The sequence below is a fragment of the Photobacterium sp. GJ3 genome (assembly GCF_018199995.1).
GTDB lineage: Bacteria > Pseudomonadota > Gammaproteobacteria > Enterobacterales > Vibrionaceae > Photobacterium.
Genome location: NZ_CP073578.1, coordinates 17,937 through 41,475 on the forward strand (window position 1 = coordinate 17,937; position 23,539 = coordinate 41,475).

Sequence of the window (23,539 nt, forward strand, 5' to 3'; positions counted from 1 at the left end):
CCGGTATCAATATGAAGGCGCCGCCGCCCCGGCGCCTTTATGGGTCAACTCCTCACAGGAGCCGAATGTGAAAGACTTACTTAAGTTTCTGAAAGCACAGCACAAGACCGAAGAATTTGACGCGATCAAAATCGGTCTTGCTTCACCTGACATGATTCGTTCATGGTCTTTCGGTGAAGTGAAAAAGCCAGAAACCATTAACTACCGTACCTTTAAGCCTGAGCGTGACGGTCTGTTCTGTGCACGTATCTTTGGCCCGGTCAAAGACTATGAATGTCTTTGTGGTAAATACAAGCGCCTGAAGCACCGTGGCGTGATCTGTGAAAAATGTGGTGTAGAAGTTACTCAGACCAAAGTACGTCGTGAGCGTATGGGTCACATTGAGCTGGCTTCTCCTGTAGCCCACATCTGGTTCCTGAAATCACTGCCATCCCGTATCGGTCTGTTGATGGACATGCCGCTGCGTGATATCGAGCGTGTGCTTTATTTTGAATCTTATGTGGTTATCGAACCAGGCATGACCAATCTTGAGCGGAGTCAGCTGCTGTCTGAAGAACAGTATCTGGACGCGCTGGAAGAGTGGGGCGATGAGTTCGACGCGCGCATGGGCGCCGAAGCAGTGAAAGCACTGCTGGCCAACATGGATCTGAATGCTGAAATCGAACTGATGCGTGAAGAGCTGGAAGAAACCAACTCTGAAACCAAGCGTAAGAAGCTGACCAAGCGTCTGAAACTGGTTGAAGCATTTGTTCAATCCGGTAACAACCCAGAGTGGATGATCCTGTCAGTACTGCCAGTACTGCCGCCGGATCTGCGCCCGCTGGTACCGCTGGATGGTGGTCGTTTCGCGACCTCTGATCTGAACGACCTTTACCGTCGTGTGATCAACCGGAACAACCGTCTGAAGCGTCTGCTGGATCTGGCTGCCCCAGACATCATCGTACGTAACGAAAAACGTATGCTGCAAGAGTCTGTGGATGCGCTGCTGGACAACGGCCGCCGTGGTCGCGCCATCACTGGTTCGAACAAGCGTCCGCTGAAATCTCTGGCTGACATGATCAAAGGTAAGCAGGGTCGTTTCCGTCAGAACCTGCTGGGTAAGCGTGTTGACTACTCAGGCCGTTCGGTCATTACCGTTGGTCCATACCTGCGTCTGCATCAGTGTGGTCTGCCGAAGAAAATGGCACTGGAGCTGTTCAAACCGTTCATCTACGGCAAGCTGGAAACCCGTGGTCTGGCGACCACCATCAAAGCTGCTAAGAAGATGGTTGAGCGTGAAGAAGCTGTCGTTTGGGATATCCTGGACGAAGTGATCCGCGAACACCCGGTGATGCTGAACCGTGCACCAACACTGCACCGTCTGGGTATTCAGGCGTTCGAACCTGTCCTGATCGAAGGTAAAGCAATTCAGCTGCACCCGCTGGTTTGTGCGGCTTATAACGCCGACTTCGATGGTGACCAGATGGCTGTTCACGTACCGCTGACGCTGGAAGCCCAGCTGGAAGCGCGTGCGCTGATGATGTCGACGAACAACATTCTGTCGCCAGCATCCGGTGATCCAATCATCGTACCGTCTCAGGACGTTGTACTGGGTCTGTACTACATGACCCGTGACAAGATCAACGCGAAAGGCGAAGGCATGTACCTGGCTGGCTCTGCTGAAGCAGAGAAAGCTTACCGCACCGGCAATGCTGAACTGCATGCTCGTGTGAAAGTGCGTATTACCGAGCACGTGAAAAACGAGCAAGGCGAGCTGGTGAAAAACACCCAGCTGGTGGATACCACTGTCGGTCGTGCAATGCTGTGGCAAATCGTGCCAAAAGGCCTGCCATACAGCTTGGTCAACACGGAAGCACTGGGTAAGAAGCAGATCTCAAACCTGCTGAACACCTGTTACCGTGAACTGGGTATGAAGCAAACCGTTATCTTTGCTGACCAGATCATGTACACAGGTTTTGCTTACGCAGCCCTGTCTGGTGTCTCTGTTGGTATCGACGATATGGTCGTGCCAGATGCGAAATACACCAAGATCGCTGAAGCAGAAGCTGAAGTTGCAGAAATTCAGGATCAGTTCCAGTCCGGTCTGGTGACCGCTGGCGAACGTTACAACAAAGTTATCGATATCTGGGCAACGGCGAACGAGCAAGTTGCGAAAGCGATGATGGATAACCTGTCTTTCGATACCGTGATTAACCGTGACGGTGAAGAAGAGCAGCAGAAGTCGTTCAACAGCGTTTACATGATGGCCGACTCTGGTGCGCGTGGTTCTGCGGCACAGATTCGTCAGCTGGCGGGTATGCGTGGTCTGATGGCGAAGCCAGATGGTTCGATCATCGAAACGCCAATCACCGCGAACTTCCGTGAAGGTCTGAACGTACTGCAGTACTTCATCTCGACGCACGGTGCGCGTAAAGGTCTGGCGGATACGGCACTGAAAACAGCGAACTCCGGTTACCTGACCCGTCGTCTGGTAGACGTTGCGCAGGACGTTGTGATCACAGCTGATGACTGTGGTACCCATGCGGGTATCAACATGATGCCACTGATCGAAGGTGGTGACGTGAAAGAGCCACTGCGCGATCGCGTACTGGGTCGAGTTGTTGCTGAAGACGTGCTGAAACCAGGTACGGAAGAAGTGCTGGCACCACGAAACACCCTGCTGGATGAGAAATGGTGTGACATCCTGGAAGAAAACTCTGTCGACCAGGTGAAAGTACGTTCTGTTGTAACCTGTGAAAACGACTTTGGTGCATGCCGTAACTGTTACGGTCGTGACCTGGCGCGTGGTCACCTGGTGAACCAGGGTGAAGCGGTCGGTGTTGTGGCTGCACAGTCAATCGGTGAACCAGGTACACAGCTGACGATGCGTACGTTCCACATCGGTGGTGCGGCATCGCGTGCTGCGGCAGAAAACAGCATTCAGGTGAAGAACAAAGGTTCTGTGAAGCTGCACAATGCGAAGTTCGTTACCAATGGTGACGGCAAGCTGGTGATCACTTCCCGTGCTGCTGAAATGACCGTTGTTGATGAGTTCGGCCGTACCAAGGAAAGCTATAAGCTGCCTTACGGTTCGATGCTGAGCAAAGGCGACAATGATGCAGTTGATGCTGGTGAAGTTGTGGCGAACTGGGACCCGCACACCATGCCAATCATCACCGAAGTAGCAGGTCACCTGCAGTTCGTTGACCTGATTGACGGTGTGACTGTCTCTCGTCAGACCGATGAGCTGACTGGCCTGTCTTCCATCGTGATCCTGGACGGTGCAGAGCGTACCGGTGCAGGTAAAGACATGCGTCCGATGGTGAAACTGGTGGATGACAAAGGCAACGATGTCATGATCCCAGGTACCGAGATGCCAGCACAGTACTTCCTGCCAGGTAAAGCGATCGTTCAGCTGGATGATGGTGCATCTGTTGGTATCGGTGACACACTGGCACGTATTCCTCAGGAATCTGGCGGTACGAAAGATATCACCGGTGGTCTGCCACGCGTTGCTGACTTGTTCGAAGCGCGTAAGCCGAAAGAGCCTGCAATCCTGGCTGAAATCACAGGTGCAGTATCCTTCGGTAAAGAGACCAAAGGTAAGCGTCGTCTGATCATCACCCCAACTGACGGCCAGCCATATGAGGAAATGATTCCGAAATGGCGTCAGCTGAACGTCTTCGAAGGCGAGAAAGTTGAGAAAGGTGATGTGATCGCCGATGGTCCAGAAGCGCCGCACGATATCCTGCGTCTGCGTGGTGTTCACGCCGTTGCTGAGTACATCGTGAACGAAGTTCAGGAAGTTTACCGTCTGCAGGGCGTGAAGATTAACGATAAGCACATCGAAACGATTGTTCGTCAGATGCTGCGTAAGGTAACCATTACTTCCCACGGCGACTCTGAGTTCCTGGAAGGCGAGCAGGTGGAATTCTCCCGCGTGAACATCGCGAACCGTCAGCTGATTGCCGATGGCAAACAGCCAGCACTGTTCGAGCGTGATCTGCTGGGTATCACCAAAGCGTCTCTGGCAACTGAGTCCTTCATCTCTGCGGCGTCGTTCCAGGAAACGACTCGCGTACTGACTGAAGCTGCTGTTGCTGGTAAGCGTGATGAGCTGCGTGGTCTGAAAGAGAACGTGATTGTAGGTCGTCTGATCCCTGCAGGTACGGGCTTCTCTTACCATCAGGAACGTCAGCGCCGTCGCGATGCGGATCTGGCACCAGTTGAGCCACAGGTTGATGCCGAGCAGGCGTCTCAGGATCTGGCGGCACTGCTGAATGCAGGTCTGAACGACGAAGACTAAGTACCGGGGTAAGCTCCGAGACAAAAAAGGCACCCTTCGGGGTGCCTTTTGTTTAGCTGCTGTTTTGCGTCATGAATCGCTGGAAACGGGTTGCCTCTGGTTTCATTGTTGTTGGATTTCAGGACAGATCTGTCTCCGCGTGGTCAGCCGTACCGGACAACGCAGGGTGGGAAGCATAACACCTGCTGGTTAAGCGCCCGGTGGCACTGCCAGACTCTCGCTGATGAGTTCAATCAGCTCATCTTCCAGTTCAAATCGCCATTCCATCTGTTCACCCATTTCAGACAAATTCTGATCGAAATCGTCCCAGTCTTCACTCTCATCCGTAATTTCGCAGTAGCGATCAGCGAAATTCAGTAAAGGATCTGTGGTATCTGTGATTTTGTGATAGAGCTGAGAGATTTCAGTGGTGGGGGAGTATCCGGTAGCCTGCCATCTTGCCATGACCTGGTCATAGATCTTAAAGTGACCTTCTGAGATGTAATCAACCAGTTGTTGGCTGAATAGTTGCAGTTGGGCAGAGGTGGGCAGATGTCGTGTTTTGTTTTCGAATGGAGGCAGTCCGGCCAATTTACAGTAATCGATCAACAGTTGCTGCCTCGACATGAGCCAGTGATCGATGACATCATTACTGCCACCCCATTGTTTTTGCACTTGTTCGAATTTACTTAACATGACCATGTCCTCATGATCGCCCAGCACCTGTGCTTGAGCAGAAAACAATACCTGTCAAACTCTTAGACAGTCCAAGAGTACCATGTATGGCGACGCCAAATTCCGTTGTTCTGTTTAGATTGCCAGCAAAATATCCCCCCTGCAAGGAGAGAGGAATCCCTGATGTCAAAAAAGCAAGACCCTGCTTACTGGTGTGTCATCCGTGATCGCCGGATCTATCTGGAAGCGGGTAAGTTACCGCTAACCCCACCTGCCGCTTTTTATCTTGATCACACGCGATCGCGTCAGATCGGAGACTATCAGGGGATTCCGGTCTTCTGGCTGGAAGATCCGATAGAACTGCCGGATGAAAATTTTTATTCCTTAAGGGAATTGCTCGACGTGGATCCGGTTTTGTTTGCCCTGGCAGGTAAAGCGCAGCAGCTTTCCTTTATGTGTGAGTCACAGGCGTTTTGTCCGAGCTGCGGCGGGGAGGCGCAATTGGCAGATAACGCATTGGCGATGGTGTGTCAGGATTGCAGGCAGCATCATTATCCGCGTGTCTCGCCCTGCGTTATTGTGGCTGTGCGAAAAGGTGGGCAGATCTTGCTGGCGCAGCATCCGCGTCATCAAAATGGTATGTACACGGTGATTGCCGGATTTGTCGAGCCGGGTGAAACGCTGGAGGAATGTGTGGCCCGTGAGGTGGCAGAAGAAACCGGGATCACGCTGACCAATATTCGTTATTTCGATAGCCAGCCCTGGGCATTTCCGTCGAACCTGATGATGGGGTTTCTGGCCGATTATCACAGCGGGCAAATCAGACTTGACTATGAAGAGCTGGTGGATGCCCGCTGGTTTGATTGTGATCAGCTCCCGCCAGTCGCACCGCCGGGCACCATTGCTTATCGTCTGATTCAGGCGACCTGTGATGCCGTTAGTCAGGACGCGGCATTTCGGGAACAAAGCCGTGAGTGATAGCAGTCATCAAAAGGGATGGCTCCCTGATAGAAAGGAAGCGAGTGTCGGTTACTCCGAGTGAATCTCGGGGATGTCGCGAAAGACGGCTTTGGCATTTTTGATCAGGTGCGCTGCGTACTGGGGGGAGACGCGGTGCAACTGACCTTTCATCGCTTTGAATGAGCTTTCCCAGCATCTGTCTTTGTAGATGCCCGTTTCTGTAAATTCGATAACAACTTGCAGGTTCATTGATCCTCCAAACTATGTTGCAGCCGATGTTGACTTTCAATCACCCTAACAAAGAATTGATAGAGAACTGATTAAAATATCTGCAACATTAGATTACCGGAAATGAAACACCGGACACTGGACGTATGGAAGGGCGGGTTGATGTGCTCTAAGCGGCATTAATTACTTCCCAGCTTATCCCTTTGGCTGCTGTTCCCGGATCAGAGTGTTACAATAGCGCCATTAACTTGCCAGGATGTTGACAATGACAGAATTGAAAAACGATCGCTATCTGCGTGCTTTGCTCAAACAACCGGTTGACTGTACTCCAGTATGGATGATGCGTCAGGCGGGCCGTTACCTTCCGGAATACCGTGCCACCCGCAGCCAGGCTGGCGATTTTATGTCGCTGTGTAAGAATGCTGAGCTGGCAAGTGAAGTCACATTGCAGCCATTGCGTCGTTTTCCGTTGGATGCGGCGATTCTGTTCTCAGACATTCTAACGATTCCGGATGCCATGGGGCTTGGGCTGTATTTTGAGGCCGGTGAAGGTCCGAAATTTGAGCGTCCGATCACCTGTAAGGCTGATGTCGACAAAATCGGAATCCCTGATCCTGAAGGTGAACTGCAGTACGTGATGAATGCGGTTCGTCAGATTCGCAAAGATTTGAAAGGCGAAGTGCCGCTGATTGGTTTCTCAGGCAGCCCGTGGACACTGGCGACCTACATGGTGGAAGGTGGCAGTACCAAGGCATTCACCAAGATCAAGAAAATGATGTATGCAGAACCTGCTGTGCTGCACGCTCTGCTGGATAAACTGGCAGACAGCGTGATCGCGTATCTGAATGCGCAGATCAAAGCGGGTGCTCAGTCCGTGATGGTGTTTGACACCTGGGGTGGCGTTCTCACGCCACGGGATTACAAGCTGTTCTCCCTGCAGTACATGCACAAGATCGTTGATGGCCTGATCCGTGAAAACGAGGGCCGCCGTGTACCGGTCACCCTGTTTACCAAAAATGGCGGCATGTGGCTGGAAGCGATTGCGGATACGGGGTGTGATGCAGTTGGTCTGGACTGGACCATCGATATTGCTGATGCGAAACGCCGTGTTGGCGACCGGGTTGCGTTGCAGGGCAATATGGATCCGTCGATGCTGTACGCAGCCCCCGAGCGAATTCGTGAAGAAGTGGCTGGGATCCTGTCAGGCTTTGGGGAAGGCACTGGTCACGTGTTCAATCTTGGCCATGGTATTCATCTGGATGTGCCGCCAGAAAACGCCGGTGTGTTTGTGGAGGCCGTTCACGAGCTGTCTGCGCCTTATCACAAGTAATCAGACATTTGCCTTATAAAAAGCGAGCTTCTGCTCGCTTTTTTGCGTTATTGTTTCGGTGTTTTTGCGCAAATCAGGCCCAGATGCTGGTGAACGTATTCCCGGATATAAGGCACGACTTCGGCTTCAAACCACGGATTCTTCTTCAGCCACAAGGTATTCCGCGGTGACGGATGCGGCAGGGGCAGATAGGTCGGTGCCCACTGTCGCCAGGCCCGCACGGTTTCGGTCAGTGTTTTGGGTCTGTCGGACAAATAATAATGCTGCGCATACTGGCCTACCAACAGCGTCATGCCCACATTGGGCAGCAAGGGCCAGACCTGCCCGTGCCATTGAGGTGCACATTCGGGTCTGGGGGGCAGATCGCCGCTTTTGCCTTTGCCCGGATAGCACAGGCCCATCGGCATGATGGCTATCTGGGTGGGGTCATAGAAGGTCTCCCGATCCAGCGCCAGCCACTGCCGTAAGCGATCCCCGCTGGGGTCATTCCAGGGAATACCGGTTTCATGGACCCGGGTGCCGGGTGCCTGTCCGACAATCATCAGCCGGGCTTCGCTGCTGGCCTGAATCACCGGCCGCGGGCCAAGCGGCAAGTGGGCCTGACATAGCGAACACTGACGGATCTGATGGAGTAACGCGGGTAAGGCGTTCGGATCTGGATTTGTTTTCATCGGCAGGTTTAATAACCCCGTTCAAAATCAATCTGAAATTGCAGTGGCTTTCCTTCAACATAGCGCAGGTAGTTGGTTTTGAATATGGTCATCACTTGTTCCGGGAAGCTTTCTGCGGCAATGTGCGGTGTGACTGTGATGGCCGGATGCTGCCAGAATGGATGATCCTGGGGTAATGGCTCCTGTTTGAATACATCCAGATACGCATGCGCGATGTTCCCGCCATCCAGCGCCTCCAGTAAGCCTGACTCACAGATCGCATTACCTCGCCCAACATTGAACAGCAGCGTATTTGTGCAATGGCTCAGGCTGTCAGCATTGAGTAAGTCATTGGTATGCGCAGTTGCCGGTAAAACAGACACCAGGACATCGGCCAGTGCTAATGCTTCGTGTAACCGGTGAGTCGGAAACACCGGGTCAAAATGCGTGGTCGGCTCACCCGAGCGGCTCACGCCAATTACGCGAAGCCCGAGTGCTTTGGCTGCGCCAGCCAGATGCTGGCCAATCGTGCCGGTGCCCAGAATCACCATGGTCTTTTCCGATAATGCGCCGTAAGAGTGCTGATGCCATTCTGCGGCCTGCTGCTGCGTCTGATACCGTGCAAAATGACGCTGGTGGCTGATCAGATAACCCAGCACATACTCACTGATCAACTGGCCAAAGAGGCCGCGGATATTGGTCAGCCGGTAGTCGGTGCGCAGGCCGGGCTGCGTCAGCGCATCAATCCCGGCATAGGTGGACTGCATCCAGTCCAGCTTCGAACAGTGTGCCAGTTGCTTGGTCATCAGCGGCGGATCGGCCAGGATCAGCGTTGCATCCTGCAGATTTTCAGTGATCTTCAGTTCAGGAAGGTTTTCTTTTTCAATCAGTTGCCTGTAAAGATCGGCTCGGCGGGAAATGATACAGAGCTGGTGCATGTGGCTTTTCCTTTTGCGCTGACGGGTTATCAAGTAAAATTCAGTGAACCTTTTCAGACAGATTATCCCATGCTTAAAAATCCAATTCAGCTTCGCTTAGAAAAATTTGAACCCTGGCAATACCTGACCTTTATGGCTTCCTTGTGTGAACGGATGTATCCCAATTACGCTCTGTTCTGCCAGGAGACGGAATTTTCCGATCCGCAACCTTATCGTTTGATTCTCGACAGCGTCTGGGAAATCCTGACGGTGAAGAATGCCAAGATCAATTTTGAGCGGCAGTTGGAAAAGCTGGAAGATATGGTACCTGCAGCGGATGATTTCGATCTGTACGCGGTGAATCCGGCGATTGATGCCTGTGTGGCGCTGTCGGATTTATTGCATGCCCTGCTGGATCGCGATCAGATCCCTGAGATTGCATTGAGCATCAGCGCTTTGTCGGTGGAAACCGTTGCCAATCTGGAAGAAGCGCAAACAGGCGAAGCCATCACCAATGAAAACCAGAAAGACAATCCGGCAGTTTGTGAAGAATGGGATGTGCAGTGGGCGATTTATCGTGCCCTGAAAGAAGCGGAAAGTCGCGACATTGAGCTGATCAAGAGTTTACGCAAAGAATTGCGTGATCCTTGTGTCAGCAATATCGGAATTGAACTCTGAAGCTGAACCTGATGAAAACGGCAGGTCTGATTGCCTGCCGTTTCTGAGGTGTGTTATTGCGGGGATTCGTCGTCTTCATCCCGGTTTTCGATAACGTTGTGCTTTTTCTTCCAGCGTTCCCAGCGCTGAAATGCCAGCTGCTGCATGTCGGTACTGGTGTCTGCCTCATCCACGATTTCCTCGCCGACCAGGCTTTCAAAGATATCTTCCAGGGTCACCAGGCCCATGACAGTGCCGTATTCGTCGACAACCAGTGCCAGCTGCGCGCGCTCTTTCATCAGTTTTTCAAACGCGATAGGCACGGTATCCAGATTCAGCACCACAGGTAACGGGCGCATCATCTCATTGAGGGTCATATTGCCCCGGCCACTCTGGCTTTCGGCAAAGAGCTCCAGCCGGTGGGCGAAGCCCAGAATATTGTCTTTGCTGCCGCGGTATACCAGCGGACGGGAAAACGGACTGTCTTTGGCTGTCGCTAGAAACTCATTGATCGTCATCGTTTCCTCTACCCGGAACAGGACCGGGCGCGGAGTCATGATCTTCGTGACGCTGACATCGCAAAACTGCAGCAGGTTATGCATGATTTTCGACTCACCCTCTGCCAGCTCGCCGGACTCTTTCGCCAGCATCGCCATGGCAGACAGCTCGTCCCGCAGTTTTGGCGGCTGATGGCCCCGGGACAGTCGGCGGGTAATTTGCTCCGACACCCAGACAAAAGGACGCAACAGCCAGACCATCCAGAACAGCATCCGGGCAGTGAGTGGTGCCAGCTGACGCCAGTATGTTGCACCAATGGTCTTTGGAATAATTTCAGACAACAGCAAAATGCCCACGGTCAGAGCCGCCGAGAACACCCCCAGCCACTGGCTGCCAAACACGACGGCCGCCTGCGCACCGGCTGTCGCTGCGCCAATGGTGTGAGCAATGGTGTTTAAGGTCAGAATTGAGGCCAGCGGCCGGTCAATATTGTCTTTCAGTGCAGCCAGTTTGTCTGCCATGGGGTGTTCCTGCTGACGCAGGGTACCGACATAGCTGGGGGAGATACTGAGCAGAACCGCCTCAAGGATGGAACAAACAAACGAAATACCAATCGCAATTGCGATATAAATGGTCAGAAGTATCATGCGCTTTTATAAGCTCTCAATGGAATAACAACTTAATATATCTGGTCACTTCAGCGTCGGACTTCAGCATCCGGGCATCGGTTCGGTTGAAGCGCATCATCTTATCTCATGATGTGCTCGCCCGGATGATGCAATGCAAAAAATAAAAGCAATGTCGTTTGCTCGCTTCGTTGATCTGGTTCTCTCATCGTGTGCATTCACGCGCCCTGACATCATCGTTTGTCAGCGGATTGTCGTGCTTTCCGTGAGTCAAACCACCCGCAACTGTCCTGATTTCCTGAGGTGACTTGGGAGTATAGATTGGTGCTTTCTGGCGCAAAAGCAACCAGCGCTTTCTTCAGGATAGTAACAATTTGTGAACTTGCGCTCAGTTTATGGTTAAAGAGACCGCAGGCGACCACAGGAAAGTGGACAAACCTTTGCCACATGGGCTTCTTTTGAATTAGAGTGGAATGCGTCTGAAGAAAAACCTTAGAAGGGAACCCGAATGAACAAGACCCAACTGATTGACCTGATTGCTGAACAAGCGGACCTGACGAAAGCGCAAGCAAAAGATGCGCTGGAATCAACTCTGGGCGGCATCACCGAAGCACTGAAATCCGGTGACCAGGTTCAACTTATTGGCTTTGGTACATTTAAAGTAAATCACCGTGCAGCACGTACTGGCCGTAACCCACAGACGGGTAAAGAAATCCAGATCGCTGCAGCAAACGTACCAGCTTTCGTAGCGGGTAAAGCGCTGAAAGACTCTGTAAAATAATTTGAACTCCGTCGATGAGCATTCCTCGACGGAGTTTTTTCTTTTATGAAACGAACCTGCCTTATTTTACTGACGCTTCTTCTTTCTGCATGTGGGTCCACCACGCTTTCTCAACATGCCCGTTCTTCTTCTGAGCTTCTGACCGGCGGTCAGGTTGCCGGGGATGCTGCATCCTTATATTGGGCCAGTTTTCGTCAGTCGAAACCTGAATCTTTATCGGAACGTGTCTGGATGGGAGAGTATGGCGAATACCAGACGGATTACCGCTGGCGGGAAGGCCGATTGCGCGAACTGAAGCGGACCGGGACTGCCCTGAAGGATAATGCGGTGCAGCCGTTTGAACTTCATGTCCGTTATGACCCACATGGCGAAGCTGTTTTTCAGCGTTACAAAGTGGGCGATGCGGTTTATCCGTTATCGGATATACAGCTGAACCAACTGAGTCAGCAAGCGGAACAGGTCATGGATGTGGTGAAATCTCAATCCCGGGATGGGCTGGAACTGGTTCAGGGGCTCTGGGATGGTCAGCGATTGATTCGTTGCGATAATCAGAAAGCGCTGACTGTTGAAGCCTTGCAAACGACTTTACCGGGTTATGTCGCACTGGTCGGGAAGCCTCAAGGCCCCGGGAAACTTACTGCAGAGACGGTATTGCTGAACCGAACCGCGACTCAGTCCTGCATTGAGCGACCGGTATTACTGGGGGAAGCGTCTTAAAACGCGCCAGAGAAAGATATAACAAAGGCGCCCGAGGGCGCCTTGATTGATTTGACAGAGTTGCTGTCTGCTTATGCCTGTTCACGGGCAATGGCACGATAGCCAATGTCATCGCGGCAGAAAGCCCCGTCCCAGTGGATTTGTTTGGCTAGTGCATAAGCGCGTTGCTGGGCTTCAGAGACGGTGTCGCCCATCGCTGTGGCACACAGCACGCGACCGCCGTTCGTCACGACCAGACCGTCTTTGCTCGCCGTACCGGCATGGAAGACTTTCTCGGCTTCGCCGTCCTGCTGAGGCAGGCCTGAAATGACATCACCCTTGTTGTACGCTGCCGGGTAGCCACCTGCCGCCAGAACAATGCCAATCGCAGCACGTGGATCCCACTCAGAGGTCACGGTGTCGAGTTTGCCATCCACGGCTGCCAGACACAGTTCGACCAGATCAGATTGCAGACGCAGCATGATCGGCTGAGTTTCCGGATCGCCGAACCGGCAATTGTATTCAATGACTTTCGGCGTGCCGTCGGCCATGATCATCAGACCGGCGTACAGGAAACCGGTATACGGATTGCCTTCCGCAGCCATGCCTTCAACTGTGGGTTTGATCACTTCATTCATGACGCGCTGGTGGATGTCAGCGGTCACAACCGGTGCCGGAGAATAAGCGCCCATACCGCCGGTATTCGGTCCGGTGTCGCCGTTGCCGACACGCTTGTGGTCCTGACTGGTGGCCATCGGCAGGATGTGCTCACCGTCGACCATGACGATGAAGCTGGCTTCCTCGCCATCCAGAAATTCTTCAATCACCACACGGTGACCCGCTTCACCGAAAGCATTGCCTGCCAGCATGTCCCGGACAGCCGCTTCAGCTTCGGGCAGTGTCATGGCGACAATCACGCCTTTACCCGCGGCCAGACCGTCGGCTTTCACGACGATTGGTGCGCCTTTCTCTTGCAGGTAGGCCAGTGCCGGTTCGATTTCCGTGAAGTTCTGATATTCCGCGGTCGGGATCTGATGACGGGCCAGGAAGTCTTTGGTAAAGGCTTTGGAGCCTTCCAGCTGCGCTGCCGCCTGAGTCGGACCGAAAATCGGCAAGCCTGCCTCACGGAAGGCATCGACGACACCGATCACCAGCGGCGCTTCCGGGCCAACGATGGTCAGTGCGATGTCATTTTCTTTGGCAAATGCAACCAGTGCCGGTACATCTTCCACACCAATCGCGACGTTTTCCAGTTTTGGTTCCAGTGCGGTGCCTGCATTGCCTGGTGCAACGAAAACGGTCTCGACCTGTGCAGACTGTGCCGCTTTCCAACCCAGCGCGTGCTCGCGGCCGCCGTTACCAATCACAAGAATTTTCATGCTCAGTCCTTTACCTCGTGAGATGGAGGAAAGCCCCTGAACGGATCAGAGGCTGAAATACGCAGGAAGGCGCCGCAACGACGCCTTCGGGAAATGTTAGTGACGGAAATGACGCATGCCTGTGAAGACCATCGCCATGCCGTGTTCATCGGCAGCAGCAATGACTTCCTCATCGCGCATCGAACCGCCTGGCTGAATCACACAGGTGATTCCGGCTGCTGCGGCTGCATCAATGCCATCACGGAACGGGAAGAATGCATCAGATGCCATCACACTGCCAGCGACTTCCAGATTTTCATCCGCGGCTTTGATGCCTGCGATTTTCGCAGAATAAACGCGGCTCATCTGGCCCGCGCCCACACCAATGGTCATGTTGCCTTTGGCGTAGACAATCGCATTGGATTTGACGTACTTGGCGACTTTCCAGCAGAACAGCGAATCACGCAGCTCTTCTTCGGTCGGCTGGCGCTTGGAAACGACTTTCAGATCGCTCAGAGCCACCATGCCCTGATCGCGGTCCTGAACCAGCAGACCGCCGTTCACGCGTTTGACATCAAACCCTGTGGTTTTGCTGTCCCACTGACCGCATGCCAGCAAGCGCACGTTTTGCTTGGCAGCAACGACTGCCGCTGCTTCAGCGCTGACGCTTGGTGCAATAATCACTTCAACGAACTGGCGCTCAATCATCGCTTTGGCGGTTTCAGCATCCAGTTCGCCATTGAAGGCAATGATGCCGCCAAACGCAGACGTTGGGTCGGTTTGATAGGCACGGTCATACGCTTCCAACAGATTTGCACCCAGCGCGACCCCACAAGGGTTGGCGTGTTTCACGATCACACAGGCTGGCTGGTCGAATTCTTTGACACACTCCAGTGCGGCATCGGTATCGGCAATGTTGTTGTAAGACAATGCTTTGCCTTGCAACTGACGTGCGGTTGCCACAGAGGCTTCTTCCGGTTGCGCTTCAACATAGAACGCAGCATCCTGATGGCTGTTCTCGCCATAACGCATGTCTTGTTTCTTGATGAACTGCTGATTGAAGGTGCGCGGGAATTTCGACGCGTCGTCGCCTTCTTTGTTGTCCCCGTAAGAAGGAACCATGGTGCCGAAATAGTTGGCAATCATGCCGTCGTAAGCGGCAGTGTGTTCGAAAGCTGCAATGGCCAGATCGAAGCGGGTCGCATGGGTCAGAGAGCCTTCATTGCCAGCCATCTCAGCCAGCACTCGGTCGTAGTCGTGTGCATTGACCACAATGGTCACGTCTTTGTGGTTTTTCGCCGCGCTGCGGACCATGGTCGGGCCGCCGATATCGATGTTTTCGACGGCATCTTCCAGCGTACAGCCTGGCTTGGCGACGGTGGCCGCGAACGGATAGAGGTTCACAACAACCATATCAATCGGTGCAATGCCGTGCGTTTCCATGATTGCATCGTCCTGACCGCGGCGGCCAAGGACGCCCCCATGGACTTTCGGGTGCAGGGTTTTCACACGGCCATCCATCATTTCCGGAAAGCCGGTATAATCGGATACTTCAGTGACCTGAATGCCGCTGTCAGCCAGCAGACGGGCCGTGCCGCCGGTGGACAGGATATCAACGCCACGGTTGGCAAGAGCTTGTGCGAATTCAACAATTCCCGTTTTGTCTGATACGCTGATCAGAGCACGGCGAATAGGACGAGCGTTTTCCATTGCTACCATCTCTTTGATTGCGGTGAATTATTTGCCAAAAGCTGACCGGACAGATGGCGGTTGCCTTTGGCAAATAGCCTCACACGGTAATGTGGGATGGAAGGATGTGATGGCGCGTATTTTACATGATTCTCAGTGTTGCGCAAACGTTTGCCTTGGGTGTTTTCTATCGTCTCTAGGGCCACGATTCAGCATGGAGGGTCTGCACATCATGGGGCAACATGGCTAGGTACTTGATTGGACAGCTGGCAAAGCTGTGCGAGGTCAGCAGTGATACGCTGCGGTTTTATGAAAAAAACGGTTTGCTGGTGCCCGGTGAGCGCAGTGACAGTGGTTACCGGCTATACAGCGAAGAAGACCTGTCGCGGGTTCACTTTATTCTCAGGGCCAAAGCGATTGGCCTGAGTCTGGACGAAATCCGGGAACTGCTGGCGATCCGGGTCGAAGCGGATCAGCACTCCTGTGCCGAGGTGAAAGCGATCACGCAGGCCAAACTGGATGATATCGACAGTAAACTGGCGGAGTTGAAGCGCATCCGTAATGCACTGAAAAAACTCAATGATGCCTGTTGCGGTGAAGACAATGACAATGCCAGTCATTGCTCAATTCTGGAAGCACTCGCAGATGAACCGCATTGATCACAATGCCCGGCTGAGAAAGATGTATGCGCTGTCAGGGAACTGTGATAGCGTGAGGAATCCAGCTTTTTCAGGATAAGGACTATCATGCTGAACAATAACGAATATTTTGATGGAAATGTGAAATCCATCGGTTTTGAATCCCAGGGCGATCGCAGCAGTGTCGGCGTGATGCAGCCAGGTGTTTATACGTTTTCAACGGCCGCCCCGGAGCGGATGACCGTGGTTAAAGGCGCGATTTCGGTCAAACTGCCGGGCCATGTGGACTGGGAAACCTACAATGCCGGTGATGACTTTGAAGTCCCGGGCGACGCTTCATTTGAGGTACAGATCCAAGTCACCACAGCTTACCTGTGTGATTACCTGTAAGTCAGGGGCTTCCCGCAATGACTGACACGGGATGTGCCCAGCGCGCATCCCATGTACCCCTCCGCTTTCCTTTCCTAATAACGCTTGTTCCATCCTGAGCTTTTTTGCCATACGTCGGAGAGGCGAGCATGCGATGGCGCTTTCCTGCCCATTTCCAGAAGTCACGGTTCGTGATGGATGCATTGTCATCCGGATGAAGCTGAAAATTTCCGGGTGGCGATCCTTGAATGTGCAAGAGGCTATCAGCAAGTGGATCACATCGAGTTGTTATTGAGTTGTTTGACCTGAATGGTTTTTGATTGGATAGATTTTGCTTGGTGTTGCTCTGAGGAAAAGACAGGCCATTGATTAAAACGGGCTGTCTTTATTGAGTGCAGTCGCAATCCCTGAAATGGCCAAAGCCAGGGTGGATTTCACAATCTGCTCTTGCCGGGCCATTTGCATCTGATAGAAGCTGAGGTCGACATCGTCGGAGATGGGCGGCATGTCCAGCTGAGCAACCCCCATGACGTTGGCCTGATGCAGTGCTTTGATTTCCTGTGTGATTTTCGGATCAGTGAAGCTGTATTCCGCTCCGTCTCGGTTGAGCATATCTCTGATCTTCAGGCAGCGTTCGATATCCTGATACAGCGGTTGTGCGATCACTCCCAGTCCGTACAGCAGTTTCATGCGGACGGTGAGTTCACCCAGTGGCCCGGAGTCATGGAGCAGGGGCTCTACGACGGATTTCACAGCGAAGTCATCTTTACGGAAAATACGTTGGATCAGTGCATCTACGGCTTCCTCCAGAATATCCACAGTGGTGATAAAAAAACCTCGGACTGTGGTGGCCTCGTTGAGGCGCTCAATCATGTCTGCTTCGTGTTCACAGGGTGCCATAGATGATATTTCTCTTGGTTGTAGTAACGGGGAGCGGACTCCCCGTACTGAATTCAGGACAACGCCTGATAACACTGTTCAATGCGACGGGCGACATCGCCATCGGCATCTAGCCCAGTGTACTGCGCCAGTGTCTGGCGGACGCCTTTCTCTTTTAACGAGGTCTGTAACGCAACGGCTTGCGGGTCGCTGTTGTTGATGTACAACAGAGCGGCAGCAATGCCGGTGATCAGCGTCTGATTTGGCGTGTTGTACTCCAGAGTGCCCAGCAAGGGTTTGATGAGTCGATCATTCGGGCCCAGCTTTCGGATCGGCTGGCGACCGACCCGGTCAATTTCATCCCGAAGGAATGGATTGGCAAACCGGGACAGGATTTTCTCGATATAGGCATCGTGCTGTGCCCGATCAAACCCGTACCGGCGGATCAGCACTTCGCCACTTTCACGCATGGCATTGCTGACCTGAGTCCGGATGTCCGGATCTTCAATCGCATCCCGGATGGTCTCATAACCCTGCAGCGCCCCCAGATAGGCCGCTATGATATGGCCTGTGTTGAGTGTAAACAACTTCCGCTCGACGAATGCCATCAGATCGTTGGTGGTTTCCATGCCAGCGATGGCAGGAATCTCGCCTTTGAACTGCTGCTGGTCGACAATCCACTCGCTGAAACTTTCCACTGTGACTTCCAGTGGATCATCATTGGCCGCTTCGGCTGGTGGGACGATCCGGTCGACTGCTGAGTCCACAAACCCGACATAAGCTTCCGCCATTGCCTGATGGGACAGACTCAGATAACGATAGACTTCCTCTTTTAGATGCGACGTGCCGCGCACCATGTTTTCACACGCGATGATATTCAGTGGGTTGAGATTGCCGGATTCAAAGCGTTTTGTCAGCCCATCGGCAATCGTCTTGGCGATTTTATCCAGCACCGCCGGGCCAACGGCCGTGGTGATTAAATCGGTGTGCGCGATCTGTTCGATGACATCCGGTCCCGCTGCGTTGACGGCGGTGATGTGGCTGACCGTGTCCAGGTGGCAGTCGTTGCCAACAACTTTCACCTTGTACGATTGCGCGTGACTGAGCTGGTCGATGAGTGGCTCGTTCACATCGGCAAAGGTCACATTGACCTGCGCATCTGCCAGTACTTTTCCAATAAAACCCCGGCCGATATTTCCGGCACCAAAATGAATTGCTTTCATAATCATATCTACCTTCAATCAAGAGGCTGGTGGGCTAGCCTCTGAACACACTGGCGTTAAGCCGCTTCTTCCGTTGCAAGAATGCTCAGGACTTCCTGGACATCTGTCGTCCGTTTGAGGCGCTCAATGGCCTCTGGATCATCCAGTGCGTTGGTGATGGTGGTAATGACTTGAATATGCTCGTCATTTCTTGCGGCGATGCCGATCACCAGATGCGCAATGTCATCTGCATCATCGGTGAATAGGACGCCGTCCGGGTACTGACATATAACGATCCCGGTTTGAATGACACGGTCTTTGGCTTCGACCGTCCCGTGTGGCACGGCGATGGATTCGCCCAGATAGGTCGGGACCAGCGCTTCACGGTCAAACATGGCCTTGACGTATTCCGGCTCTGCGTAGCCCAGTTTCACCAGTTGTTCACCGGCAAAACGAATGGCTTCTTCTTTGCTTGCCGCTTTCAGGCCTAAATGAATATTGCTGGCCTGAATCTGGAACACAGAGGGTTGCTGTGGTTCGAGTGAGTCATCGTTCGCCGCCACGGGCGTCAGTTTCACCAAGGTCGGATCGTTGGCTGCTTCCGGACTGGACGCCGCAATAATCCGGGTGATCAGATCGTTGTAGACCTGGCCATCCAGAAAGTTCGTCAGTGAAATATGCTGGGCGTGTGGCGCATGTTTGCGGGCGCGTTCCGTCAGATCTTTGTGTGTGATCACGACATCCACATCATTCGGCAGACTGTTGATGGCACTATTGGTCACATCAATATTGAGCTTAGCCTCGTTCACTTTTTTACGCAGCAGTCCGGCGCCCATGGCACTGGAGCCCATGCCGGCATCGCAGGCCACAATCATTTTGCGAACCTGACTGAGTGACGTACCAGATGCGGTGTGTGCTGTGGTCGTTGCGTTACTTTGTGCCGCTTTGCCAGACTTCATGGCTTTCATTTTTTCACTGGCCGTTTCCAGTGCAGTGCCGTCGTCTTCATCGGTCACTTTCTGGGTTTTCAGCAGTAACGAGGCAACCAGGAAGGAGACGGCTGCTGCAGCCACGATGGAGCACAGCACGCCAAACATGGAAGCTTTGGGTGACATCAGCATCACGGCAAAAATCGAACCGGGAGAGGCCGGAGAAACCAGACCCGCATGAAACATTGTCAGTGTGAACACACCGGTCATCCCGCCAGCGATGGCTGCCAGAATCAGGCGTGGATTCATCAGAATATACGGGAAGTAAATCTCGTGGATCCCACCAAAGAAATGAATGATGGCTGCACCCCCGGCGGTTTGTTTCGCCGTACCGCGGCCAAACACCATGTAGGCCAGTAAAATACCTAGCCCCGGTCCCGGATTGGCTTCAATCAGGAAGAAGATAGACTGGCCGACTTCGTTGGACTGCTGGATCCCCAACGGAGAGAAGATACCGTGATTAATCGCGTTGTTCAGGAAGAGGATTTTGGCCGGCTCAACGAAAATAGACGTCAGCGGCAGCAAGCCAGCATCGACCAGAAAATTGACCCCCGCAGCCAGTCCGCCGGACAGCAGTTTCACGAAAGGACCGATCAGGAAAAAGGCGACGATGGCACACAGCATCCCGATGATGCCGGCTGAGAAGTTGTTGACCAGCATTTCGAAGCCGCTTTTGATTTTGCCTTCAACGGCCTTATCAAAGTGCTTAATTGCCCAGCCGCCCATCGGGCCGACAATCATGGCCCCATGAACATCGGAATATCTGTCCCCACGATCACACCCATGGTGGTCACGGCACCGACAACGGCACCCCGGTCGCCCCCAACCAATTTACCGCCGGTATACCCAATCAGCAGCGGTAGCAGGTAAGTGATCATCGGACCAACCAGCTTGGCGAGCGTTTCGTTAGGCAGCCAGCCGGTTGGAATGAAGAGTGCGGTAATAAACCCCCAAGCGATGAATGCGCCAATATTAGGCATCACCATGTTGGAGAGGAAGCGGCCAAAATTCTGTATCTTGACCTTGGTGTCTGGTGATATCATAACCTTTCCCCGTTTGATGTTCTGTTTACAGTTCTGAGTGTGGATAACGGTTCGCCAAAACCGTCGATTGCTTCGTACCCAATCAATCTACCACAGAACGGTCAAACCGAACTGATGACGGGGTTTTTGTGATCCCCGCCTCCTCAACCAGCGCTTCCCCTCTAAATTTCGTGACATCACTATCAAAATCTAACTGTAACTTTATTACATTTATCAGAAGTTAGAATTGTCAAATCAATTTTAGGTGATCTATGTATCATTTACTGACTGTTTGATAATTAATCTTTTAGTGATCATTATCACGTATTTGGTATTTGAATGGCGATTGGTCAGTATTGATGGTGATCTTGATCACTGCTTGGTTTTTGTTTGAATCGTGAAATAAATACGCTGTTTCGAGGTTTCGTCACGCTCAATTCGATTTGTAGAAAAATTACATTGGAGAGTTGAATTCAGTGTGCGAATGAGTGAGGTCAATTCGAACGGATTCAGGCTGGGGGAACTGCTGGCAGCAGAATAATGCTGAACTGGCTGAGCGCTGAGGAAGGGCTGCTTGATCCGTTGATAAAAATCAGAAAGGGGCTCCTGTGTGAACAGGAACCCCTTTCTCTGAACAAAAACAGAAAAGTTCTGCTTAGTTCATACCATACTTTTTCAGTTTCTTACGCAGTGTACCGCGGTTGATGCCCATCATGGTTGCTGCGCGGGTCTGGTTGCCGCGAGTGTATTGCATGATGGTGTCCAGCAGAGGCTGCTCGACTTCTGCCAGTACAAGCTCGTACAGATCATCGACGTCCTGACCGTTCAGCTGGGCGAGATAGTTCTTTAGCGAGGCTTTGACGGAGTCACGCAGAGGCTTCTGAGTGATTTGGTCCTGAGAAGTGACAGTAGTCACTGTAAGTGCTTCGGAAGTCAGATTTTGTTCGAACATATTCTGTAAGCTCTTCTGGTATTTATGCAACGTTGTCGAAGTAGCCTTGCAGCGCATCGAGCTGCTGTTGGGCATCCTCGAGTGCGTTGAAGGTCCGGCGGAAATCACCTGCAGAAGCTTGTTCTTTGAGGTACCAAGACACGTGTTTGCGTGCAATGCGTAACCCCTGGTACTCCCCGTAAAAGGCGTGGAGTGCCTGAACGTGCTCCATCAAAATGCTGCGCACTTCCTCCAGGGAAGGAGCAGGCAAGTGTTCACCGGTTGTTAAATAGTGGTGGATTTCGCGAAAAATCCACGGCCGTCCCTGCGCTGGGCGGCCAATCATCAAGGCATCAGCCCCGGTATACTCCAGGACGAAGCGTGCTTTTTCCGGCGAGTCGATATCACCGTTCGCAATCACAGGAATCGATACCGCCTGCTTTGCTGCCTTGATGTAATCGTATTCCGCTTCCCCTTTGTACATACAGGCTTTGGTTCTGCCATGCAGTGCCAGTGCCTGAATGCCGCAATGTTCAGCGAGCTGTGCGATTTCGACACAGTTTCGGTTCTCTGTATCCCAGCCGGTCCGTGTTTTGAGCGTCACAGGGACGTCCACGGCGTTGACCACGGCCTTGAGGATATCCTCAATCAGGTCCGGGTATTGCAGCAGGGCAGAGCCAGCCAGTCGCTTGTTCACTTTCTTCGCCGGACAACCCATGTTGATGTCGATGATCTGAGCACCGTGCGCCACACTAAAGCGGGCTGCATCGGCCATCTGCTGGGGATCAGCCCCGGCAATCTGAACCGAACGGAGACCGGATTCACCTTCATGAACCATACGGTTGAGCGACTTGGTCGTGTTCCAAACGTCTGGATTGGCAGACATCATTTCGCTGACAGCCATCCCTGCACCATGGCGCAGGCATAACTCCCGAAACGGACGATCGGTCACCCCTGCCATTGGGGCAACAATTAACGGGTTGTCTAATTGATAAGGACCGATCTTCAACGTCTGTTCCTGACTATGCCAGTAAGGGCGCGCATTTTACGCATTTTTTGTGGTGCTGAAAAGGCCAATATTTGAGCATCCCTGAATTGCAGGGGAAAAGACCATGGAATTCAGTCAATTGCTCAGAAATTGGTCAGTGGACAAATTTGTCCGATCAGGCTTTTTGGCCTGAAATCCGGCACCATTCCTCGCGGGCTGCGATGGGATCTAAACGCAGTTCATCACGGTAATGACTGGCTACATCTTCAGCCTGAGATTCCAGAACACCGGAAATGGCAAGCAGACCTTCGTCTTTCACCAGACTTTTGATCACCGGCGATAACTCCCGCAGCGGACCTGCCAGAATGTTGGCAACCACCACGTCAGCCTGCAGGTTTTCAGGTTGATCCTGAGGCAGGTAGAGTTCCAGATGATCGGCCACGCCATTGCGTTTAGCGTTATCGCGCGAAGCCAGAATGGCTTGTGGGTCGATATCGATCCCGATCACTTTGGCTGCGCCCAGTTTCAGCGCAGCGATCGCCAGGATGCCGGAGCCACAGCCGAAATCAATCACGGTTTTGCCAGTCAGATCCTGACCGTCCAGCCACTCCAGACACAGCGAAGTGGTCGGGTGGGTGCCCGTTCCGAAGGCCAGACCCGGATCCAGCAGTACGTTGACTGCGCCCGGTTCTGGTGCTTCACGCCAGCTCGGACAAATCCACAGGCGGCGACCGAACTTCATCGGGTGGAAGTTATCCATCCACTCGCGTTCCCAGTCTTTGTCTTCCAGTTGCTCAACCTTGTAAGCGAAATCGTCTGCCAGCAGCGGACTGGATTTCAGCAGGCTGAGGACCATGTCCATGTCGCTTTCTGCATCGTACAGGCCCACCACATCGGTATCGCCCCACAGGCGGGTTTCGCCCGGCAGTGGTTCAAAAACAGGGGTGTCCTGTGCATCGAGAAAGGTGACCGACAGCGCGCCGGTTTCATCCATCAGCAAGTCGCCAATGGCTTCTGCATTGGCGGCAGTGGCATTCAGTTTCAGTTGAATCCAAGGCATGAGTAAATTCGCTTTCAAAGGGACTTTGGCATAAGGCCGCGGAGTTTAGCACGAAAAGTAGTCAGCTCGCATCTGCTTCCTGTCGCGTACAGCAGGAGATCCTGACGCCAGCATGAAAAATAGCACCCGAAG

Annotated in this window: 21 protein-coding genes and 1 pseudogene; 8 read left to right on the top strand and 14 right to left on the bottom strand. The window is 52.9% G+C overall.

The annotated features are described in order from the left end of the window. Positions 1-67 precede the first annotated feature (67 nt). Complete coding sequence (rpoC, locus tag KDD30_RS00115; protein WP_211646842.1) at positions 68-4,285, top strand: DNA-directed RNA polymerase subunit beta'; 4,218 nt, start codon at positions 68-70, stop codon at positions 4,283-4,285. 189 nt (positions 4,286-4,474) lie between these two features. On the opposite strand, the gene rsd is transcribed toward rpoC, so the two are convergent. Beyond that, positions 4,475-4,966, bottom strand: coding sequence for a sigma D regulator (gene rsd / locus KDD30_RS00120; protein WP_211649388.1), 492 nt, complete (start codon positions 4,964-4,966; stop codon positions 4,475-4,477). Between the two features lie 156 nt (positions 4,967-5,122). Between rsd and nudC the strand changes: the two genes are divergently transcribed. Continuing rightward, entirely contained in the window at positions 5,123-5,917 is a 795-nt protein-coding gene (nudC, locus tag KDD30_RS00125) for an NAD(+) diphosphatase (RefSeq protein WP_211646843.1), read from the top strand. 51 nt (positions 5,918-5,968) lie between these two features. On the opposite strand, the gene KDD30_RS00130 is transcribed toward nudC, so the two are convergent. Next, a complete protein-coding gene (locus KDD30_RS00130) occupies positions 5,969-6,148 on the bottom strand; it encodes a hypothetical protein (RefSeq protein WP_211650166.1) in 180 nt (59 codons plus the stop codon). Positions 6,149-6,392: 244 nt separating this feature from the next. On the opposite strand from KDD30_RS00130, the gene hemE reads away from it, so the two are divergent. Beyond that, positions 6,393-7,457 carry a uroporphyrinogen decarboxylase gene (gene hemE, locus KDD30_RS00135; RefSeq protein ID WP_211646844.1) on the top strand — a complete coding sequence of 355 codons (1,065 nt, stop codon included), beginning with the start codon at positions 6,393-6,395 and terminating at the stop codon, positions 7,455-7,457. Positions 7,458-7,504: 47 nt separating this feature from the next. Here the strand turns inward: hemE and KDD30_RS00140 are convergent, their stop codons facing one another. Together KDD30_RS00140 and KDD30_RS00145 are read right to left on the bottom strand one after the other, a co-directional pair. Beyond that, entirely contained in the window at positions 7,505-8,128 is a 624-nt protein-coding gene (locus KDD30_RS00140; RefSeq protein ID WP_211646845.1) for a uracil-DNA glycosylase family protein, read from the bottom strand. Positions 8,129-8,136: 8 nt separating this feature from the next. Then, positions 8,137-9,045, bottom strand: a complete 909-nt coding sequence (locus KDD30_RS00145; RefSeq protein WP_211646846.1) for a D-2-hydroxyacid dehydrogenase — start codon at positions 9,043-9,045, stop codon at positions 8,137-8,139. Between the two features lie 69 nt (positions 9,046-9,114). Here KDD30_RS00145 and KDD30_RS00150 point away from each other — a divergent pair, with 69 nt between their 5' ends. Continuing rightward, positions 9,115-9,702, top strand: a complete 588-nt coding sequence (locus KDD30_RS00150; RefSeq protein WP_211646847.1) for a YjaG family protein — start codon at positions 9,115-9,117, stop codon at positions 9,700-9,702. Between the two features lie 53 nt (positions 9,703-9,755). Here the strand turns inward: KDD30_RS00150 and KDD30_RS00155 are convergent, their stop codons facing one another. Continuing rightward, on the bottom strand, positions 9,756-10,826 hold the full coding sequence (locus tag KDD30_RS00155; RefSeq protein WP_211646848.1) for a CNNM domain-containing protein: 1,071 nt from the start codon (positions 10,824-10,826) through the stop codon (positions 9,756-9,758). A gap of 487 nt (positions 10,827-11,313) precedes the next feature. Between KDD30_RS00155 and hupA the strand changes: the two genes are divergently transcribed. After that, complete coding sequence (gene hupA, locus KDD30_RS00160; RefSeq protein WP_211646849.1) at positions 11,314-11,586, top strand: nucleoid-associated protein HU-alpha; 273 nt, start codon at positions 11,314-11,316, stop codon at positions 11,584-11,586. Positions 11,587-11,631: 45 nt separating this feature from the next. After that, positions 11,632-12,303 carry a DUF1481 domain-containing protein gene (locus KDD30_RS00165; RefSeq protein WP_211646850.1) on the top strand — a complete coding sequence of 224 codons (672 nt, stop codon included), beginning with the start codon at positions 11,632-11,634 and terminating at the stop codon, positions 12,301-12,303. Positions 12,304-12,374: 71 nt separating this feature from the next. Here the strand turns inward: KDD30_RS00165 and purD are convergent, their stop codons facing one another. Beyond that, entirely contained in the window at positions 12,375-13,661 is a 1,287-nt protein-coding gene (purD, locus tag KDD30_RS00170) for a phosphoribosylamine--glycine ligase (protein ID WP_211646851.1), read from the bottom strand. Between the two features lie 96 nt (positions 13,662-13,757). After that, complete coding sequence (purH, locus tag KDD30_RS00175) at positions 13,758-15,350, bottom strand: bifunctional phosphoribosylaminoimidazolecarboxamide formyltransferase/IMP cyclohydrolase (protein WP_211646852.1); 1,593 nt, start codon at positions 15,348-15,350, stop codon at positions 13,758-13,760. A gap of 221 nt (positions 15,351-15,571) precedes the next feature. On the opposite strand from purH, the gene zntR reads away from it, so the two are divergent. Next, complete coding sequence (gene zntR, locus KDD30_RS00180; protein WP_211646853.1) at positions 15,572-15,988, top strand: Zn(2+)-responsive transcriptional regulator; 417 nt, start codon at positions 15,572-15,574, stop codon at positions 15,986-15,988. Positions 15,989-16,075: 87 nt separating this feature from the next. Further along, positions 16,076-16,357, top strand: coding sequence for a pyrimidine/purine nucleoside phosphorylase (locus KDD30_RS00185; RefSeq protein WP_211646854.1), 282 nt, complete (start codon positions 16,076-16,078; stop codon positions 16,355-16,357). Between the two features lie 348 nt (positions 16,358-16,705). On the opposite strand, the gene KDD30_RS00190 is transcribed toward KDD30_RS00185, so the two are convergent. The 7 genes and pseudogenes from KDD30_RS00190 to prmA all read right to left on the bottom strand — a co-directional run bounded on the left by KDD30_RS00190 (position 16,706) and on the right by prmA (position 23,407). Beyond that, a complete protein-coding gene (locus KDD30_RS00190) occupies positions 16,706-17,236 on the bottom strand; it encodes an MltR family transcriptional regulator (protein WP_211646855.1) in 531 nt (176 codons plus the stop codon). A 53-nt stretch (positions 17,237-17,289) separates the two neighbouring features. Beyond that, positions 17,290-18,438, bottom strand: a complete 1,149-nt coding sequence (locus tag KDD30_RS00195; protein WP_211646856.1) for a mannitol-1-phosphate 5-dehydrogenase — start codon at positions 18,436-18,438, stop codon at positions 17,290-17,292. A 56-nt stretch (positions 18,439-18,494) separates the two neighbouring features. Further along, a pseudogene (locus KDD30_RS00200) lies at positions 18,495-20,099 on the bottom strand (PTS mannitol transporter subunit IICBA); the annotation flags it as partial. A gap of 44 nt (positions 20,100-20,143) precedes the next feature. Beyond that, positions 20,144-20,449, bottom strand: a complete 306-nt coding sequence (locus KDD30_RS24820) for a PTS transporter subunit EIIC (protein ID WP_371826056.1) — start codon at positions 20,447-20,449, stop codon at positions 20,144-20,146. A 634-nt stretch (positions 20,450-21,083) separates the two neighbouring features. After that, on the bottom strand, positions 21,084-21,380 hold the full coding sequence (gene fis / locus KDD30_RS00205) for a DNA-binding transcriptional regulator Fis (protein WP_027254108.1): 297 nt from the start codon (positions 21,378-21,380) through the stop codon (positions 21,084-21,086). Between the two features lie 22 nt (positions 21,381-21,402). After that, positions 21,403-22,368 carry a tRNA dihydrouridine synthase DusB gene (gene dusB, locus KDD30_RS00210; RefSeq protein ID WP_211646857.1) on the bottom strand — a complete coding sequence of 322 codons (966 nt, stop codon included), beginning with the start codon at positions 22,366-22,368 and terminating at the stop codon, positions 21,403-21,405. Between the two features lie 154 nt (positions 22,369-22,522). After that, positions 22,523-23,407, bottom strand: a complete 885-nt coding sequence (gene prmA / locus KDD30_RS00215; RefSeq protein ID WP_211646858.1) for a 50S ribosomal protein L11 methyltransferase — start codon at positions 23,405-23,407, stop codon at positions 22,523-22,525. Positions 23,408-23,539 lie beyond the last annotated feature (132 nt).

What these genes read in the sequence shown, in the direction of transcription:
- rsd (WP_211649388.1), bottom strand. Translation starts at nt 4,966, where the DNA reads ATGGTCATGTTAAGTAAATTCGAACAAGTGCAAAAACAATGGGGTGGC.
- nudC (WP_211646843.1), top strand. Translation starts at nt 5,123, where the DNA reads ATGTCAAAAAAGCAAGACCCTGCTTACTGGTGTGTCATCCGTGATCGC.
- KDD30_RS00130 (WP_211650166.1), bottom strand. Translation starts at nt 6,148, where the DNA reads ATGAACCTGCAAGTTGTTATCGAATTTACAGAAACGGGCATCTACAAA.
- hemE (WP_211646844.1), top strand. Translation starts at nt 6,393, where the DNA reads ATGACAGAATTGAAAAACGATCGCTATCTGCGTGCTTTGCTCAAACAA.
- KDD30_RS00140 (WP_211646845.1), bottom strand. Translation starts at nt 8,128, where the DNA reads ATGAAAACAAATCCAGATCCGAACGCCTTACCCGCGTTACTCCATCAG.
- KDD30_RS00145 (WP_211646846.1), bottom strand. Translation starts at nt 9,045, where the DNA reads ATGCACCAGCTCTGTATCATTTCCCGCCGAGCCGATCTTTACAGGCAA.
- KDD30_RS00150 (WP_211646847.1), top strand. Translation starts at nt 9,115, where the DNA reads ATGCTTAAAAATCCAATTCAGCTTCGCTTAGAAAAATTTGAACCCTGG.
- KDD30_RS00155 (WP_211646848.1), bottom strand. Translation starts at nt 10,826, where the DNA reads ATGATACTTCTGACCATTTATATCGCAATTGCGATTGGTATTTCGTTT.
- hupA (WP_211646849.1), top strand. Translation starts at nt 11,314, where the DNA reads ATGAACAAGACCCAACTGATTGACCTGATTGCTGAACAAGCGGACCTG.
- KDD30_RS00165 (WP_211646850.1), top strand. Translation starts at nt 11,632, where the DNA reads ATGAAACGAACCTGCCTTATTTTACTGACGCTTCTTCTTTCTGCATGT.
- purD (WP_211646851.1), bottom strand. Translation starts at nt 13,661, where the DNA reads ATGAAAATTCTTGTGATTGGTAACGGCGGCCGCGAGCACGCGCTGGGT.
- purH (WP_211646852.1), bottom strand. Translation starts at nt 15,350, where the DNA reads ATGGAAAACGCTCGTCCTATTCGCCGTGCTCTGATCAGCGTATCAGAC.
- zntR (WP_211646853.1), top strand. Translation starts at nt 15,572, where the DNA reads ATGGCTAGGTACTTGATTGGACAGCTGGCAAAGCTGTGCGAGGTCAGC.
- KDD30_RS00185 (WP_211646854.1), top strand. Translation starts at nt 16,076, where the DNA reads ATGCTGAACAATAACGAATATTTTGATGGAAATGTGAAATCCATCGGT.
- KDD30_RS00190 (WP_211646855.1), bottom strand. Translation starts at nt 17,236, where the DNA reads ATGGCACCCTGTGAACACGAAGCAGACATGATTGAGCGCCTCAACGAG.
- KDD30_RS00195 (WP_211646856.1), bottom strand. Translation starts at nt 18,438, where the DNA reads ATGAAAGCAATTCATTTTGGTGCCGGAAATATCGGCCGGGGTTTTATT.
- KDD30_RS24820 (WP_371826056.1), bottom strand. Translation starts at nt 20,449, where the DNA reads ATGATATCACCAGACACCAAGGTCAAGATACAGAATTTTGGCCGCTTC.
- fis (WP_027254108.1), bottom strand. Translation starts at nt 21,380, where the DNA reads ATGTTCGAACAAAATCTGACTTCCGAAGCACTTACAGTGACTACTGTC.
- prmA (WP_211646858.1), bottom strand. Translation starts at nt 23,407, where the DNA reads ATGCCTTGGATTCAACTGAAACTGAATGCCACTGCCGCCAATGCAGAA.